General features: G+C 74.0%; 13 protein-coding genes. 8 read left to right on the top strand and 5 right to left on the bottom strand.

Annotated elements, in window-relative coordinates:
- Both AC51EU_RS07360 and AC51EU_RS07355 read right to left on the bottom strand, forming a co-directional pair.
- Positions 1 to 629, bottom strand: a 629-nt coding sequence (locus tag AC51EU_RS07360; protein ID WP_496265863.1) for a crotonase/enoyl-CoA hydratase family protein, incomplete at its 3' end; no start/stop codon positions are given.
- Positions 626 to 2,296, bottom strand: coding sequence for an acyl-CoA dehydrogenase family protein (locus tag AC51EU_RS07355; protein ID WP_496265862.1), 1,671 nt, complete (start codon positions 2,294 to 2,296; stop codon positions 626 to 628). The genes AC51EU_RS07360 and AC51EU_RS07355, both read right to left, overlap by 4 nt.
- Positions 2,297 to 2,709: 413 nt before the next feature.
- On the opposite strand from AC51EU_RS07355, the gene AC51EU_RS07350 reads away from it, so the two are divergent.
- Positions 2,710 to 3,543 (top strand): PaaX family transcriptional regulator C-terminal domain-containing protein, encoded by an 834-nt coding sequence (locus AC51EU_RS07350; protein ID WP_496265861.1) that lies wholly within the window; start codon positions 2,710 to 2,712, stop codon positions 3,541 to 3,543.
- Between the two features lie 292 nt (positions 3,544 to 3,835).
- On the opposite strand, the gene AC51EU_RS07345 is transcribed toward AC51EU_RS07350, so the two are convergent.
- Positions 3,836 to 5,041: a lactonase family protein gene (locus AC51EU_RS07345; RefSeq protein ID WP_496265860.1), complete on the bottom strand. Its 1,206-nt coding sequence runs from the start codon at positions 5,039 to 5,041 to the stop codon at positions 3,836 to 3,838.
- Between the two features lie 461 nt (positions 5,042 to 5,502).
- Here AC51EU_RS07345 and AC51EU_RS07340 point away from each other — a divergent pair, with 461 nt between their 5' ends.
- The gene (locus AC51EU_RS07340; protein WP_496265859.1) at positions 5,503 to 6,588 is read left to right on the top strand and encodes a tetratricopeptide repeat protein; all 1,086 of its coding nucleotides are present in this window, start codon (positions 5,503 to 5,505) and stop codon (positions 6,586 to 6,588) included.
- On the opposite strand, the gene AC51EU_RS07335 is transcribed toward AC51EU_RS07340, so the two are convergent.
- Positions 6,482 to 7,906, bottom strand: coding sequence for a lipase maturation factor family protein (locus tag AC51EU_RS07335; protein ID WP_496265858.1), 1,425 nt, complete (start codon positions 7,904 to 7,906; stop codon positions 6,482 to 6,484). The genes AC51EU_RS07340 and AC51EU_RS07335 overlap by 107 nt on opposite strands.
- A 406-nt stretch (positions 7,907 to 8,312) precedes the next feature.
- On the opposite strand from AC51EU_RS07335, the gene AC51EU_RS07330 reads away from it, so the two are divergent.
- A complete protein-coding gene (locus tag AC51EU_RS07330; protein WP_496265857.1) occupies positions 8,313 to 8,483 on the top strand; it encodes a hypothetical protein in 171 nt (56 codons plus the stop codon).
- Between the two features lie 207 nt (positions 8,484 to 8,690).
- On the opposite strand, the gene AC51EU_RS07325 is transcribed toward AC51EU_RS07330, so the two are convergent.
- On the bottom strand, positions 8,691 to 9,704 hold the full coding sequence (locus tag AC51EU_RS07325) for a zinc-dependent alcohol dehydrogenase family protein (protein WP_496265856.1): 1,014 nt from the start codon (positions 9,702 to 9,704) through the stop codon (positions 8,691 to 8,693).
- 329 nt (positions 9,705 to 10,033) lie between these two features.
- On the opposite strand from AC51EU_RS07325, the gene AC51EU_RS07320 reads away from it, so the two are divergent.
- The 5 genes from AC51EU_RS07320 to AC51EU_RS07300 all read left to right on the top strand — a co-directional run bounded on the left by AC51EU_RS07320 (position 10,034) and on the right by AC51EU_RS07300 (position 15,048).
- Positions 10,034 to 11,353 (top strand): CapA family protein, encoded by a 1,320-nt coding sequence (locus tag AC51EU_RS07320; protein ID WP_496265855.1) that lies wholly within the window; start codon positions 10,034 to 10,036, stop codon positions 11,351 to 11,353.
- A 155-nt stretch (positions 11,354 to 11,508) separates the two neighbouring features.
- On the top strand, positions 11,509 to 12,156 hold the full coding sequence (locus tag AC51EU_RS07315; protein WP_496265854.1) for a TetR/AcrR family transcriptional regulator: 648 nt from the start codon (positions 11,509 to 11,511) through the stop codon (positions 12,154 to 12,156).
- Positions 12,157 to 12,343: 187 nt separating this feature from the next.
- Entirely contained in the window at positions 12,344 to 13,570 is a 1,227-nt protein-coding gene (locus AC51EU_RS07310; protein WP_496265853.1) for a cytochrome P450, read from the top strand.
- Positions 13,571 to 13,615: 45 nt separating this feature from the next.
- Positions 13,616 to 13,810: a ferredoxin gene (locus AC51EU_RS07305; RefSeq protein ID WP_496265852.1), complete on the top strand. Its 195-nt coding sequence runs from the start codon at positions 13,616 to 13,618 to the stop codon at positions 13,808 to 13,810.
- On the top strand, positions 13,807 to 15,048 hold the full coding sequence (locus AC51EU_RS07300; protein ID WP_496265851.1) for an NAD(P)/FAD-dependent oxidoreductase: 1,242 nt from the start codon (positions 13,807 to 13,809) through the stop codon (positions 15,046 to 15,048). Before AC51EU_RS07305 ends, AC51EU_RS07300 begins: the two co-directional genes overlap by 4 nt.
- Positions 15,049 to 15,082: the final 34 nt, after the last annotated feature.

The raw sequence follows: 15,082 nt of genomic DNA, 5'->3' as shown, positions 1-15,082 counted from the left end.
AGCAGCGAGGCCCGGTCGGCGCGCAGGCACTCCTGTGGGAGGCGGGCCAGTTCGGCGGCGAGGGCCTGTGCCGCGGCGCGGGCGGTGCCCGCCGGGACCACCCGGGTGGCCAGGCCGGTCTCCAGGGCCTCGGCCGCCGGGACCGGACGGCCGGTCAGGACGAGGTCCATCGCGCGGCCCATGCCGATCAGCCGGGGCAGCCGCACCGTACCGCCGTCGATCAGCGGGACGCCCCAGCGGCGGCAGAACACCCCGAGGACCGCGTCCTCCTCCACGATCCGCAGATCGCACCACAGGGCCAGCTCCAGCCCTCCGGCCACCGCGTGCCCCGAGACCGCCGCGATCACCGGCTTGCCCAACCGCATCCGGGTCGGCCCCATCGGGCCGTCGCCGTCCGGCGCGACCCGGTTGCCGCGCTCGGTACCGAACGCCTTGAGGTCGGCGCCCGCGCAGAACGTGCCGCCCTCGCCCCAGAGCACCGCGACCCGTGCCGTGTCGTCCGCGTCGAACGCCCGGAAGGCGTCCGCCAGCCGCGCGGCCGTCGGCGCGTCCACGGCGTTGCGGACCTCGGGCCGGGACAGCACCACCGTCGTCACCGCGCCGGCCCGCTCCACCCGTACGGTGCTCACACGCCGCCCCGCGCCGCGTCCTCGCGCGCCGCCTTCGGCCGGGCCCGCTCCAGGATCGCCGCCAGATCGGCGCCGGCGGGCAGGGTGCCGAACGCGTTGCCCCACTCGCCGCCCAGGCGTGAGGCGCAGAACGCGTCGGCGACCGCGGGGTGGCTGTGGCGCACCAGCAGCGCCCCCTGGAGCACCAGCGCCATCCGCTCGGCGAGCGTCCGCGCCGTCAGCTGGGCGCGGTCGGGGTCGGTGAGCCGGCCGAGGAGGGTACGGATTCCGGCCACCGCCGCGTCCAGCCGCCGGTCCGCGCCCGCCGCGGGGGCGACCTCGGCGAAGAACGCCTCCAGCGCGTCCGGTTCCTTGGCCAGCGCCCGCAGGACGTCGAGGGCCACGACGTTCCCCGAGCCCTCCCAGATCGACAGCAGCGGCGCCTCCCGGTACAGGCGCGGCATGCCGGACGCCTCGACGTAGCCGTTGCCGCCCAGGCACTCCAGCGCCTCGGCGGCGTGCGCGCTGCCCCGTTTGCAGACCCAGTACTTGGCGACCGCGAGCGCCAGTCTGCGCAGCGCCGCCTCCTGGGCGTCCCCGGCCTGCGACCGGTCGACGGCGGCCGCGAGCCGCATCGCCAGGACCGTCGCCGCCTCCGACTCGATCGCCAGGTCCGCGAGGACCGCCCGCATCAGCGGCTGCTGGTCCAGCTCCCGCCCGAACGCCCGCCGGTGGGCGGTGTGGTGCAGCGCCTGCCGCAGCCCCGCCCGCATCCCGGCGGCGGAGCCGAGGACGCAGTCCAGCCGGGTCATGTTCACCATCTCGACGATGGTCCGCACCCCGCGGCCCGGCTCGCCCACCGGCCAGGCCACCGCCGACTCGTACTCGATCTCCGAGGACGCGTTGGAGCGGTTGCCCAGCTTGTCCTTGAGGCGGATCAGCCGCATGCCGTTGAGCGTGCCGTCCGGCAGCACCCGCGGCAGCAGGAAGCAGCTCAGCCCCTCGTCGGTCTGCGCCAGCGCCAGGAACACATCGCTCATCGGCGCCGAGGTGAACCACTTGTGGCCGGTGATCCGGTACGTGCCGTCACCGGCGGGGACCGCCCGGGTGGTGTTGGCGCGTACGTCGCTGCCGCCCTGCTTCTCCGTCATCGACATGCCGGCGATCAGCCCGGTCTTGGACAGCGGCGGCCGCAGCCCGAAGTCGTAGCTGCGGGCGGCCAGCAGCGGCTCGTAGCGCGCCGCCAGCTCCGGCGCGGCCCGCAGGGCGGGGACGGCCGCGTACGTCATCGAGATCGGGCAGCCGTGTCCCGCCTCGGCCTGCGACCAGACGTAGAACTTCGCGGCCCGCAGCAGATGCGCGCCGGGGCGGTCGTCGGTCCACGGGGCGGCGTGCAGGCCCTCCCGTACGGCGACGGTCATCAGCTGGTGCCAGGCGGGGTGGAACTCCACCTCGTCGATGCGGTGGCCGAAACGGTCGTGGGTGTGCAGCCGGGGTGGCTGCTCCTCCGCCCACCGGGCCTGGTCCTGGACCTGGGCCGAACCGGCCAGCGCGCCCAGCTCGGTCAGCTCCCGCTCACCCCGGCCCGCTCCGTAGCGGTGCAGTGCCTCCAGCAGGGCCGGCTCGTCCGCCGCGCTGAAACCGGTCAGCGGAGGGGGCTGGTTCACGACTTCATGGGTGTCGGTCATGTCATCGACATTACATATATAGGTCAGGTGATGGAAGGAAGTAACGGGTAGCGTCGAGGCAGTGGAGTGCAGGGCCGCAGGCCCGTGACGGACGCGTGGGAACAGCGGGGCGTGTGATGTCGGCGTTGCTCCACTCGGGTGGTACGCCGGGGGCGGATAGGCGCACGCCCCCGTACCCGGAGCACGGCGCCCGCCCCCACCGGCCGGACACTCCCGGCGGACCGGCACCCTCCGCACAGGTCCCCGGGCGCAACCACCGGTGCCACACGCACCACGGGACGCCCCCGACCCACGCGGCCGCCCACGACACAGGACTCCTTCCTCTAGGGTTTGACCCACACCACGGGGCACCAGCACCAGGACGGTGCGCGGGGAGCACCCCGCCCGCGCACCACGGCAGCGGGGACGGACGGATGAACGACACCGGGCACAGCGACCACCAGACATCCTCGGACCGGAAGGGCCTCGGCCCCCAGGACACCCACCGGCTCGCGCTGCGGCCGCTCACCGCCCGCTCGATCGTCCTCAGCACCCTCCTGGGGCACCATCCGCCCCAGCTCCCCGCCCGTGCCCTCGTCCGCGTCGGCGAACTCTTCGGCATCGCCGAAGGGACCGTACGCGTCGCCCTCTCCCGGATGGTGGCCGCCGGGGACCTCCGGCACGGCGACGGCACCTACGGACTGAGCGCCCGGCTGGCCGAGCGCCAGTCCCGGCAGGACGAGAGCCGCAGCCCGCGCACCCTGACCTGGGACGGCCGATGGGAGATCGCCGTGGTCACCGCGGAACGCCGGCCCGCCGCCGACCGCACCGCGCTCCGCCACGCCATGGCCGCCCTGCGCCTCGCCGAGCTGCGCGAGGGCAGCTGGCTGCGCCCCGCCAACCTCGACCGCCCCCGCACGGCGATCGTCACCGAGCAGTGCACCTGGCTCACCGGCACCCCCGACGACGACCCGGCCGCCCTCGCCCGCCGCCTGTGGGACCTCGACGCCTGGGCCGCACGGGCCAGGGAACTGGAGACCGCGCTCGGCCGCACCCCCAACATCGCCGACCGCTTCACCGTCGCCGCGGCCGCCCTGCGCCACCTCCTCTCCGACCCCCTCCTCCCGGCCCCCCTGCTCCCCGACGACTGGCCCGGCGACGCACTCCGCCGCAGCTACGACACCTTCGAGGCCGACCTCCGGGTGATCCTGCGCCAGTACCTCGCCCCGGAAGGCGCCTTCTCCGGCGACGCCGCCGTCTCCACGTAGCGCGGCGCCGACGGGCGGCGCGGGCTCATGATCCTGGTGGCCGGGATACCGCTGGTCCTCCACGCGTCCTACGGGAAAGCCTGAGGACCGGCAACGGAACCGGACACGACTCCCGAACGGAGCCCGTTCCGGCCGTACGGAGGAAGGGGCGGGCGCCGATGGGCGGGGACGAGATCCACCACCGGGACGCGACCGGCCTGGCGCGCCTCATCCGCGAGCGGCAGGTCTCCGCGGTGGAGGTGGTACGGGCCCATCTGGACCGCATCGAGGCGGTCGACCCGAAGGTCAACGGTCACAACGGCAGGACGCACACCGGGACCGGTGCCGTGAACGGGTCGCCGAGCCGTTTCAGCGCGCCCGTCGCCGCGTTCACCGAGAAGACCGTCACCGTCCCCGACTTCTGGTCGGCCGTGAACAGAAGGCGTTCGTCGGGGGAGAAGGCGATCTGGCGGGGGAAGTCGCCGTCGACCGGGACCGTGTCGAGCAGGCGCAGCCGGGAACCGCCGGCCTCGATCGCGTACCGGGTCAGGCTGTTGTGCCCCCGGTTGGCGAGGAACGCGAAGGCGCCGTCGGACGTGACCAGGAACTGCGCGGGGTAGTTGGTGCCGCTCCCCGTACCGGTGGACTGGGGTGTGCCGGGTGTCAGACGGCCGGTGCGGGGGTCGTAGCGGCAGACGACGGCGGTGTTGCCGACCTCGTTCGCCAGGTAGGCGAAGCGGCCGGAGGGGTGGAAGGTCAGATGGCGCGGGCCCGCGCCCGGGGGGAGTGTCGCGTGTGACACGGGGGAGAGGGTGCCGGCTGTGGTGTCGAGGCGGTAGGTGTAGACGGTGTCGTTGCCGAGGTCGACGGCGAGGACATGGCGGCCGCCCGGGGCGGTGAGGATCTGGTGGGCGTGCGGCCCGTCCTGCCCGGGGCCGGGCGGCGGGCTGGAGTGGGTGACGAGGTCCGTACGCGCGCCGAGCCCGCCGCCCGGCAGGATCGGGTGCACCGCCACGCTTCCGGACAGGTAGTTCGCGCTGAGCAGCCAGCGCCCGCCCGGATGCACCGACAGATGACACGGGCCCGCGCCCCCGGTGGGCTGCGCGCCCAGCACCGTCGGACGTTCGCCCGGCCGCAGGGCCACGGCGGTCACCGCGCCCCGCTGCTGCTCGTCCACGGCGTAGAGCGCCCGCCCGGACGGGGCGAGCGCCAGGTAGGACGGGTCGGGTACACCCTCCAGGGTCCCGGTGGCGGTGATCCGGCCGGTCCCGGGGTCGTAGGTGCCCAGGCCGATGCCGGTGCCGCCGCCCTGGGTGGAGGTGTACGTCCCGAGGAACAGCGGTCTCGGGGAACCGGGTGACGGGCCGGGGCGGCGAGTGACCGGTGACGGGGCCTGTGGTGGGGCCTGCGGGGCCGCGCCCTTGGCGCACCCCGCCGCCCCCGCCACGACGGCCAGCACCGCGGCGGCCCCGGCGAAACGCCTGCGGCTGATCCCCGGACCGTCTCCCGCGTCGTCCATGCCCTCCACCTCCGGCCAGCCAGCCTGACCCCTCCGTCCCCACGGGGGCAAGACCTTCATTGTGGGGGAAGGGAAGGGGAATTACTTCTTTCGCCATGGCTGGAATTCATCCCTGAAGGAGTGTCATGGCTGGAATTCGGTGGCGGATGGAGGGGGTTCCGGCCGGTTCTCGCGGGTGGAGGGAATGCTGTTCCGGTGCGTGACGTCAACTCCTCAACTTGTCTATTCATCAAGCAAGTTGAGTCACCTTTCGTTTCGCTGCCCCGGGTCGGCGCGGTAGGCGAACACCCCCGTAACCCCTCCCGGCGTCGGTGGCCCCGTACATCCCGATGATGATCCTCCGTCCCTTCCGTAGCACTCCAGCCGTACGCGACAACCCATACCGCGACGGATTCGCCACCCCCGTACGGCCTCGTAGTTTCGTGATCAAGGCACGGTGATGATCGAGAGGTCACGGACATATGTACGGCAAGGCATTCGCCCCGGAATACCAGGGCGAACTGGGCGCGGCTCTGGGTGTCAACTCCTCCTACGAGGAGGTACTGGCCACCGCCACCCGCGCGCATCGCGAGGCCGGGACCCCGCTGGAGCGGGCCCGCGCCGCGCTCGCGGTCGCGGAGGCCAACCGGCGGCTGGGCAGGGTGACCCAGGCCGGTGCCGCCTGGCGGGAGAGCTACCGCAGCGCCCGTGAGGCGGGGGAGCGCGGGGCGATGGCCTGGGCCCTGTGGAGCGGCGGCACCCTCGCCCGGCAGTGCGGCTCCCTCCCGCTCGCCCGGCGGCTGCTCGCCCACGCCGTCACCCTCGCCGACGGCACCGACCGGCTGGCCCACGGCTACTCCCTCGCGGGCCTCGCCGAGACCGGACGCATCCAGGGTGACTACGCCGCCGTCGCCGACCTGCACGAACAACTCCTGGAGCAGGCCCGCGCCCACGGCGAGGCCCGGCACATGGTCTGGGCGATGTCCGGGATAGCCCAGATGCACCGCAACACCGGGGACCACGCCAAGGCCCTGGAACTCTTCGAGCAGGCCGCCGCGATAGCCGCCGGGGCCGACGACTTCCGCGGCCACGCCTGGTCGCTGCGCGGCATAGCCGACGTCCGGTCCGTCCTGGGGGAGACGGACCGGGCGCTGGAACTGCTCGGTGAGGCGGAGACCATCTGCCGCTCCATGGACCTCGCCGGGGCGCTCGCCTACAACCACAAGATGCGGGGCAACGTCCTCTATCGCGCGGGCCGTTACGCGCAGGCGCGGGATGTCTACGCCCTCGCGCTGGAGGAGTTCCGCGCGATGGAGGAGCAGCGCGGCGCCGCTCTCTCCCGGCTCGGCCTGGTCAAGTCCCGCTCCCGCCTCGGCGGCGACCACCACGGAACGCTCGCCGAACTCGCCGCGCTGGAGAAGGAATTCGCCCGTATCGGGCTGCGGCACGCCCGGGACATGGTCATCGCGTTCCGTGCCGAGATCGCAGCGCGACCGGAGGAAGAAAGTCCCGCACCTCGGTTCGATGCCACCATGCTCCCGTCTCCCGCAGTTCCCGCCAGGTCGTGAAGCGGTAGCGGAAGACGCGGGCGCGCACCCGGGCGGGCGGGGCGTCGGGGAACGGGTTCTCCCGCAGCAGCCGCAGGGTGGCCGGGTCGTTCTCCAGCAGCCGTTCCACGAAGGGCCCGAACCACGCGCCGGCGTACACCGGCGACAGCGCGGCGAACCACATCAGCCAATCCAGTCGCAGGTGGTACGGCGCGAACTGCCGCGGCAGCCGCCGCACCGCCCCCGGCTTGCCGTGGAACCCGTACGCCCGCCACACCGTGTCCGGGCCGTCGTGTGCGGCGTCCGTCCCCTCCACGACGATCTCGTGGCGGACCCGGGTGATGCTGCCGAACGCGCCGTACGCATTGACCAGGTGCAACGGCTCGTACGAGGTGTTCATCTGCTGGCGGCGGGAGACCAGATTGCGGGCCGGACGGTAGCTGAGGGCGAGGACCAGGGCGGTGAACGCGCACACCAGTACCTCGAACCACAGGGGTGCGGTGGCGGGCAGGGGCGGCGGCGTCACCCAGGAGGTGCCGGTGGCGGACAGGGCCAGGGCGATGGTCAGCCAGTTCAGCCAGGCGAAGTTGCCCGACAGCACCAGCCACAGCTGTGTCGCGGCGATGCCGAGGGCCGCCCACCCGGCCACCGGCTGCGGGGTGAACAGCAGGACGGGCAGCACGAGTTGGGCCACATGGTTCGCCGCCGTCTCCGCCCGGTGCAGCGGCTTGGGAAGACGGTGGAAGAACCAGCTCAGCGGCCCCGGCATCGGCTGGGTCTCGTGGTGGTAGTACAGGCAGGTCAGATCGCGCCAGCAGGGGTCCCCGCGCATCTTGATCAGTCCGGCCCCGAACTCCACCCGGAACAGCAGCCACCGCAGCAGCCACAGCACCAGGACGGGCGGCGCGACCTCGGCATTGCCCAGGAAGACGGCCAGCAGACCGGTCTCCAGCAGCAGCGACTCCCATCCGAAGCCGTACCAGGTCTGCCCCACATTGACGATGGACAGGTACATCACCCACAGCACCGCCCACATCGTCATCGACGCGCCCAGGGGCACCGCGTCCGCAGCCCCCGCGGCGACGGCCGCCGCCAGCAGCGCCCCGGCCCACGACCAGCAGGCGAAGAAGCGGTCGGAGTAGTGGAGGTGGAAGACCGAGGGTGCGGCCCGGAACGGCACCCGCTCCACATAGCGGGGCACCGGCAGCATCCCCCGCTCGCCGATCAGCGCGCGGAACTGGCGGGCCGCCGCCACGAACGCGGCGACGTAGACGACGGCGACCGTCCGCTGGAACATCAGCCGGCCGAGCCAGTAGCCGGAGTCCGTGAACCATTCCACCCGCCCATGGGTAGCACCGTGCGGCGGGGGCCCGGGGCAGGCGCGCAGGGGTACGGCCGTCGGTACCTCCCCGGGTCCCGCGGCGGGCGGCGTCAATTCCGTGACAAGACCGTCGCGCGCCGCTTCCGCCCCCGAGGGCGCGCGGAAACCATCGTGCGCCCCTGTTCAGGGCCCATGCGCCGCCTGTGACGGCGGTATCTCCCGCTTCCTCCGGCTTGTGGTGATCGCCGGAGAAAGTCGGGCGAGTGACGGGTGATCTCGTTAGGGTGGGGGACGACGGACGACCTTTCTGGGAGACGCCAACACCATTGGCCCGTCGCGGGAACGCCTCACACCCTGGCTCACCCCCGGTTTCACGAAAGAGGCGCCACCGCGTCGGACCGATACCTCGATGAAGGAGTGCGTGGTGGCATTCGACAAGGCTCAGTACAAGCAACCCCGTCTCAAGCAGGGAGAACGCTCCGGGCGTATCAAGGAGGTCCGCAACCTCGACGTGTGGGAGCGCTGCGCTCCCGTGCGGCTGGCGGGTTGCGACGACGACCCCGCCGAGCCGTACATCTTCCGCGGCATCGACTGAGCACGGCGAGGCCCGGCAGGGCCGGTGACGGCCCCGCGCGACCCGGGCCCGGCGGACGCGGCGCGCACGGCGGAGGGAAGCCGCGCCGGGGGACACGAACGGCGCAACGGGGAGCGCGCGCTGTCCCGCGCGCCGGGAGCGGGCGCCGGTGGTACGGCCCCTCTCGCGGTACGGCCGGCCCCCGGTTGCCCGGGGCCTCGCCGGCGGTCATGCCGCCGGTCCGTTCGGGACGATCTGGAGCTTGAGGCCGGTGCCCTCGCGGAAGGTCGTGAGGGCGGTCGCGTAGTCGTCGAGCGCGAAGCGGTGGGTGATCATCGTGTCGCAGTCGATGACGCCCTTGCCCAGCAGCTCCACGGCCCGGCCGTAGCTGTGCAGGATGGCCATGCTGCCGACGATGCGGATCTCGTCGTTGTAGACACGGAACGGCGAGAACCGCGCCGTCTCCTGGTCGGGCGCGCAGCCGAACTGCTGGAACGTGCCGCCGCGGATCGGCCGGGTCAGCCCGTCCTCGATGGCCCGGACGTTGCCGGTGCAGTCGGTGACGACCTCCCAGCCGCGCGGGTGGGCGTCGGTCAGGGCGTCGGCGGAGGTGGCGACGGCGTCCGCGCCGAGTGCGCGGGCGACGGCGAGACGGTCCTCGTTGAGGTCGACGACGGAGACGGACGCGGCGCCCGCGCGCCGGGCGACCTGGAGATGGAGCAGACCCATGGTGCCCGCGCCGTAGACCAGGAAGTGGTCGCCGAGCTTCGGGGCGACGAGGTCGAAACCGCGGACGACCGTCGACAGCGGCTCGATCAGCGGTGCGTGCTCCAGCCGGACGGTCCCCGGGAGCCGGTGGAGATTGCGGACCGGCACCGTGACGTACTCGGCGCAGGCGCCGTCCACGGTGATGCCGAGGGTGCCCCACCGCTCGCAGAGGTTGCCGCGGCCGAGGGCGCAGAAGTGGCAGGCGCCGCAGTAGAGCGCCGGATCGGCGGCGACGGCGTCACCCTCGGCGAATCCGGTCACCCCCCGCCCCAGGGCGACGATCTCGCCGGCGAACTCGTGGCCCGGGATCACCGGGTACCGGGTCGGGCCGAACTCGCCCGCCAGGATATGGACATCGGTGCCGCACAGACCGGACGCGGCCACCTTGACGACGACCTCGTCGGGGCCGGGGGCCGGGTCGTCGACGGTGGTGACCGACAGCTTGTCCGGTTCCTCGATGACGACTGCGCGCATGGTCGTTACCGCCTTTCGGAGGAGGGGCCGGGGGCCGGCACGGCTCCGGGGGAGGGCGCCGTCGGCGTACGGCCTCCTTCCGGGGGCTGGAGGTGCCGCACGCCGCGCGGACCGGTTGCTCGATCTTCTCGGCCTCGGGCGCCGGGCCGCCACCGGCGGGTGCGTGTACCGGCCGATCCGCAGGCGCGTCCGTGCGGCCGTCACGCCCCGGCACCGGTCCCGGCGGCGACGGCTGCCCCGCGGCGGGCTGTCGGCCGTCCGGGCGATAGCGGAAGAAACCAGGCCGATAGTGACATTTTCCGATCATCCGAGCTGATATGTGTCGGATCATGAGCCCGCACACACGCCCGGTGACCGCGCGCCGCCCCCGCACGACCGCGGCCCCCGGAGACCGCACCCCCGCCCGTACCGTCACGCGCTGCGCGGCGCTCGCCCTCGTCGGCGCGCTGGTCTCGGGCTGCGGCGAGTGGCCCGCCACCCTCGACGGGCGGGGCGGGGTCGGATGGCTCCCGCACCACCCCGTCGCGCCCGCCCCCCTCCCCGGGGGCCACGCCGGGGCCCCCGTCCCCGAGGCGCCCCTCGCCGGGCCCTTCACCCTCGTCGCGGCCGGCGGCGTCGCCGCGTCCTCCCCGGTGGTCCTCGACACGGCGGAGAACGACGCACGGGACACCGGCTACGACTTCCGGCCCCTGTTCGGCGGCATCGAGCCCGTCGTCCACTCCGCCGACCTCTCCCTGTGCCACCTGGAGACGCCGCTCGGGCCGCTCCAGGGGCCCTTCACCGCGGGCCGGCGCCGCCAGGCCCCGCCCCAGCTCGCCACCGCGCTCAAGGCCACCGGCTTCGACTCCTGCGCCACCGCCTCCGACCACGTCCTGGACGGCGGGGTCCCCGGGGTGCGCCGCACCCTGGAGGCGCTGGAGACGGTCGGGCTGCGGCACTCCGGCTCGGCGCGCAGCGCCTCCGAACGCTCCCGCACCCAGCTGCTGCACGCCGTCGGCGGCGCCCGGGTCGCCCAGCTCTCCTACACCTACGGCATCAAGGAGTCCACCCGCCCCGCCGTCGCCCCCTGGACGGTCAGCCTGCTCGACGAGCGGCGGATCATCGCCGACGCCCGCGCGGCCCGCGAGGCCGGCGCCGATGTCGTCGTGGTCAGTGTGCACTGGGGGACCGAGGGCCGGGCCGAGCCCGACGCCCGCCAGCTCGAACTCGCCCGCGACCTCACCGCGGCCCGGACCGGCGGCCGCCCCGACATCGACCTCATCGTGGGCACCCACACCCATACCCCCCAGCCGTACGAGAAGGTCAACGGCACCTGGGTCGTCTACGGCCTCGGTGACCTCCTCGCCGACGCCACCCGCAAACCGGACGGCGACCGCGGCACCCTCGCCCGCTTCCGGTTCGCGCCGCCCGAGCGGGTGGGGGAGCGCTGGCAGGTCACCAAGGCCGAGTACGTGCCCCAGCTCGCCACCCGGACCCGCCCGGTCCGCACCGTCGACCTCGGCCGCATGGGCCCGCTCCCCAAGGCGGGCAAGGGCGTCGGCGCCGCCCGGCTCAAGGTCCTCGCCGCGCGGGCCAGGGCGCGCGACGAGATCAGCAAGGTGGTCCTCGGCCGCCACGCCGCCCAGGACGGGCTGACGATGGGCGGCTGACCCGCCCCGGGACGCCCGGCGGCGCCCCGCACGGCACACGCGCACGTCCCGTCGCCGCGATGTGCCACCCTGGTACGGGCTCCGGAGCCAGCCGGCCGGAGGGCACCGCGACGTACGACGAGGCCGCACCACGGCCGGGAAGGGACCGGAAGGCAGTGAGCGAGAATGCGGCCGTCCGGACCAGGAACCCCCGCGGACAGGGCGAGCGGCTGCGGGACGAGCTGCTGCGCGCCACCGAACGCCTGCTGGAGCAGGTCGGCAGCGAGGACGCGCTGTCGCTGCGCGCCGTCGCCCGTGAGGCCGGTGTCGCCGCCCCCAGCATCTACCGGCACTTCGCCGACAAGACCGAACTGGTCTGGGCGACCCTGGAGGTCAGCTTCGAACGGCTGGCGGGCGCGATGAGCGGGGCGGCCGCCGCCGCCCCCGCCGACGACCCGGTGGCCCGGCTCCGCGCCGGACTGCGCGCCTACTGCCACTACGCGGTCTCCCACCCCGCCACCTACCGGCTGCTCTACGAGACCCGGCAGACCCCGGTCACCCCCGAGCGGCTGGCCGGGCACCCGGCGGGTCTCGTCGTCCGCAACTGGAACGACGCCCTCACCGCGTGCGAGAAGGCCGGACGGCGGGTGCGCGGCACCCGGTCCGAGGCCCCGTACATGCTGTGGTCCGCCGTCCACGGCCGGGTCATGCTCTGGCAGGTCATGCCGAACCCCAAGGACACCGGCAGGCTCGACCGGTTCGTCGACGAGATCCTCACGCTGATGCTGGAGGACGCGGCGGACCCGGAAGCCGGGCAGGGCTGACGCCCGTCCGCCGTACCGCGGGGCGTGCGCCGAGAGGCCGTCCCGCCCTTCGCCGCCCCCGCGCGGCACCCTCTCTCCTCACCTCCGGGCACCGGTTTACCCGTTCATTACGGTTGTAAGTTTACAGTTGTTAGGCGAATGATCGACGCATGGCGCACCCCCCACCGACGTGCGCCCGAGGAGCGACATGACACTTTCCGCCGCCGCACCGGCACCCCTTCCCGTCGAACCCCCCGAGGGCTGCCCCTTCGACCCCCCGGCCGCCTTCGCCGCACTCCGCGCCTCCCGGCCGCTCTCCGAGATCTCCCTGCCGGACGGCAGCCGGGCCTGGCTCGCCACCCGCTACGACGACATCCGCGCGATCCTCGGCGACACCCGGTTCAGCTCCGACACCACCGTCCCCGGCTACCCCCTCAGCGGGATGACCGGCGGCCCCGCCCAGGGCCCGTACCGCGGCTTCATCCGCAGGGACCCGCCCGAGCACACCCGGCTGCGCCGCATGGTCACCCGCGAGTTCATGGTCAAGCGCGTCGAGGCGCTGCGCCCCGAGATCCAGCGCCTCACCGACGAACTCTGCGACGCCATGGAACGCGCCGAAGGACGCGAGAGAGGAGGAGTGGACCTCGTCGAGGCCCTGGCACTGCCCGTCCCCTCCCTCGTCATCAGTCTGCTGCTCGGCGTCCCCTACGACGACCACGCCCTCTTCCAGCGGCTGACCGGCACCCTCCTCTCCCGCACCGTCACCGAGGCGGAACGCGAGACGGCGCGCCGCGAACTGCGGGGCTACCTCGACCGGTTGGTCACCGCCAAGGAGGCCGCCCCCGGTGACGACATCCTCGGCCGGCTCATCACCGAACAGCAGCGGACCGGGGCGCTCACCCACGACGACGTGACGGCCTTCGCCGCCCTGCTGCTGATCGCCGGGCACGAGACCACCGCCAACATGATCGGCCTCAGCGCGCTCACCCTGATGCGCGAACCGGACGTCGCCCGGCGGCTGCGCGAGGACCCCGGCCTGATCCGCGGCGCCGTCGAGGAACTGCTGCGCTACCACAGCATCATCCGCAACGGCCCCCGCCGGGTCGCCACCGCCGACACCGAGATCGGCGGGCAGCTGATCCGCGCCGGCGAGGGCGTCGTCGTCGCCGTCCCCTCCGCCAACCGGGACGAGAGCGTCTTTCCCGACGCCGACCGCCTCGACGTGTGCCGCCCCAACGCCCAGCACCACGTCGCCTTCGGCTACGGCATCCACCAGTGCCTCGGCCAGGCCCTGGCCCGGGTCGAACTCCAGGTCGTCCTAGGGACGCTGCTGCGCCGCTTCCCGGCGATGCGGCCCGCCGTGCCGCTGGACGAGATCCCGTTCCGCACCGATATGTCGATCTACGGCTGCCACGCACTGCCCGTCACCTGGTGACGTACGGCACAGACCACCCCCCACCCCCTCCAGGAGACTCCTGCCATGAAGATCACCATCGATGCCGACAAGTGCTGCGCCGCCGGCCAGTGCGTACTGATCGCCCCCGAGGTCTTCGACCAGCGTGACGAGGACGGCGTGGTCGTCCTCCTGGACGCCGAGCCGCCCGCCGGGCAGCACGACGCGGTCCGCGAGGCCGCCGTCGTCTGCCCCGCCGCCGCCATCGAGGTCCACGAATGAGCGCCCGCCCCCTCGCCGTCGTCGGCGCCTCGGCCGCCGGACTCGCCGCCGCCGAGGCACTGCGCCGCTTCGGCTGGCAGGGCCCGCTCGTCCTCGTCGGCGACGAACCGCACCCGCCCTACGACCGCCCGCCGCTGTCCAAGCAACTGCTGCACGGCGGCTGGGAACCCGAACGGGTCCACCTGCGCAGCGCCGACCAGCTCGCACCGCTCGACCTCGACCTGCGGCTGGGCACCCGCGCGAGCGGCCTGGACGCCGCCACCCGCACCCTCACCCTGGACGACGGCAGCCGCCTGGCCTGCGCCGGAGTGATCATCGCCACCGGTGTCGCGGCCCGCACCCTGCCCGGCGCCGAGGGCATCGACGGCGTGCTGACCCTGCGCACCCTCGACGACGCCCTGGACCTGCGCGCCCGCTTCGCCGCACCCGGACGCCGCCTGGTCGTCGTCGGCAACGGCGTCCTCGGCTGCGAGGCGGCCGCCGTGGCCCGGGGGCTCGGACACGACGTCACCCTCGTCGGACGCACCCCGCTGCCGATGGCCGGCACGGTCGGCGACGAGGTCGGCGCCCTGCTCGCCGAGGAGCACCGGCGGCACGGCGTACGGCTGCTGACCGGTGCCGTCGACGGCTTCACCACCGAGGACGGACCGGACCGCCGGCTCACCGGCGTACGGCTGGCCGACGGGAGCGTGCTGCCCGCCGACACCGCCCTGCTCGCCGTCGGCTCCGTACCCGCCGTCGGCTGGCTGCGCGGCGAGCCCGCCCTCGACACCACCGACGGACTGCGCTGCGACGCGTACTGCGCAGCGGCCCCCGGCGTCTACGCCGCGGGCGACGTGGCCCGCTGGGACCATCCCGCCCACGGCACACCCCTGCGCTTCGAGCACCGGATGAACGCCACCGAGCAGGGCATGGCCGCCGCCCGCAACCTCCTCGCCGAACTCGCCGGGGAGGGACGCAGCCCGTTCGCGCCCGTCCCGTACTTCTGGTCCGACCAGTACGACGTCAAGCTCCAGGCGTACGGGCTGACGGCGGGCGCCGACCGGAGCGAGACCACCGTCCTGGACCGGGACGGCTGCCGCTTCGTCGCGCTCTACGGCCGCGGCGGCGACGCCGTCGGCGTCCTGGCCGCCGGACTCCCGCCCCGCCGTGTCCGGGAACTGCGCGCCCTCGCCGCCGCGCCCGCCCCCTGGGACGAGGCGCGCGAGAAGGTCCGGGAGGTCATCGAGGCCGTCTGACGGGGCGGGCCGCCGCACCCGCCGCGCCGTGCCG

This window comes from Candidatus Streptomyces philanthi, assembly GCF_059553635.1.
This window is presented reverse-complemented; position numbering and strand designations above follow the sequence as displayed.

Coding starts and splice junctions, on each gene's coding strand:
- AC51EU_RS07355 (WP_496265862.1), bottom strand. CDS start 2,296: ATGACCGACACCCATGAAGTCGTGAACCAGCCCCCTCCGCTGACCGGT.
- AC51EU_RS07350 (WP_496265861.1), top strand. CDS start 2,710: ATGAACGACACCGGGCACAGCGACCACCAGACATCCTCGGACCGGAAG.
- AC51EU_RS07345 (WP_496265860.1), bottom strand. CDS start 5,041: ATGGACGACGCGGGAGACGGTCCGGGGATCAGCCGCAGGCGTTTCGCC.
- AC51EU_RS07340 (WP_496265859.1), top strand. CDS start 5,503: ATGTACGGCAAGGCATTCGCCCCGGAATACCAGGGCGAACTGGGCGCG.
- AC51EU_RS07325 (WP_496265856.1), bottom strand. CDS start 9,704: ATGCGCGCAGTCGTCATCGAGGAACCGGACAAGCTGTCGGTCACCACC.
- AC51EU_RS07320 (WP_496265855.1), top strand. CDS start 10,034: ATGAGCCCGCACACACGCCCGGTGACCGCGCGCCGCCCCCGCACGACC.
- AC51EU_RS07310 (WP_496265853.1), top strand. CDS start 12,344: ATGACACTTTCCGCCGCCGCACCGGCACCCCTTCCCGTCGAACCCCCC.
- AC51EU_RS07305 (WP_496265852.1), top strand. CDS start 13,616: ATGAAGATCACCATCGATGCCGACAAGTGCTGCGCCGCCGGCCAGTGC.
- AC51EU_RS07300 (WP_496265851.1), top strand. CDS start 13,807: ATGAGCGCCCGCCCCCTCGCCGTCGTCGGCGCCTCGGCCGCCGGACTC.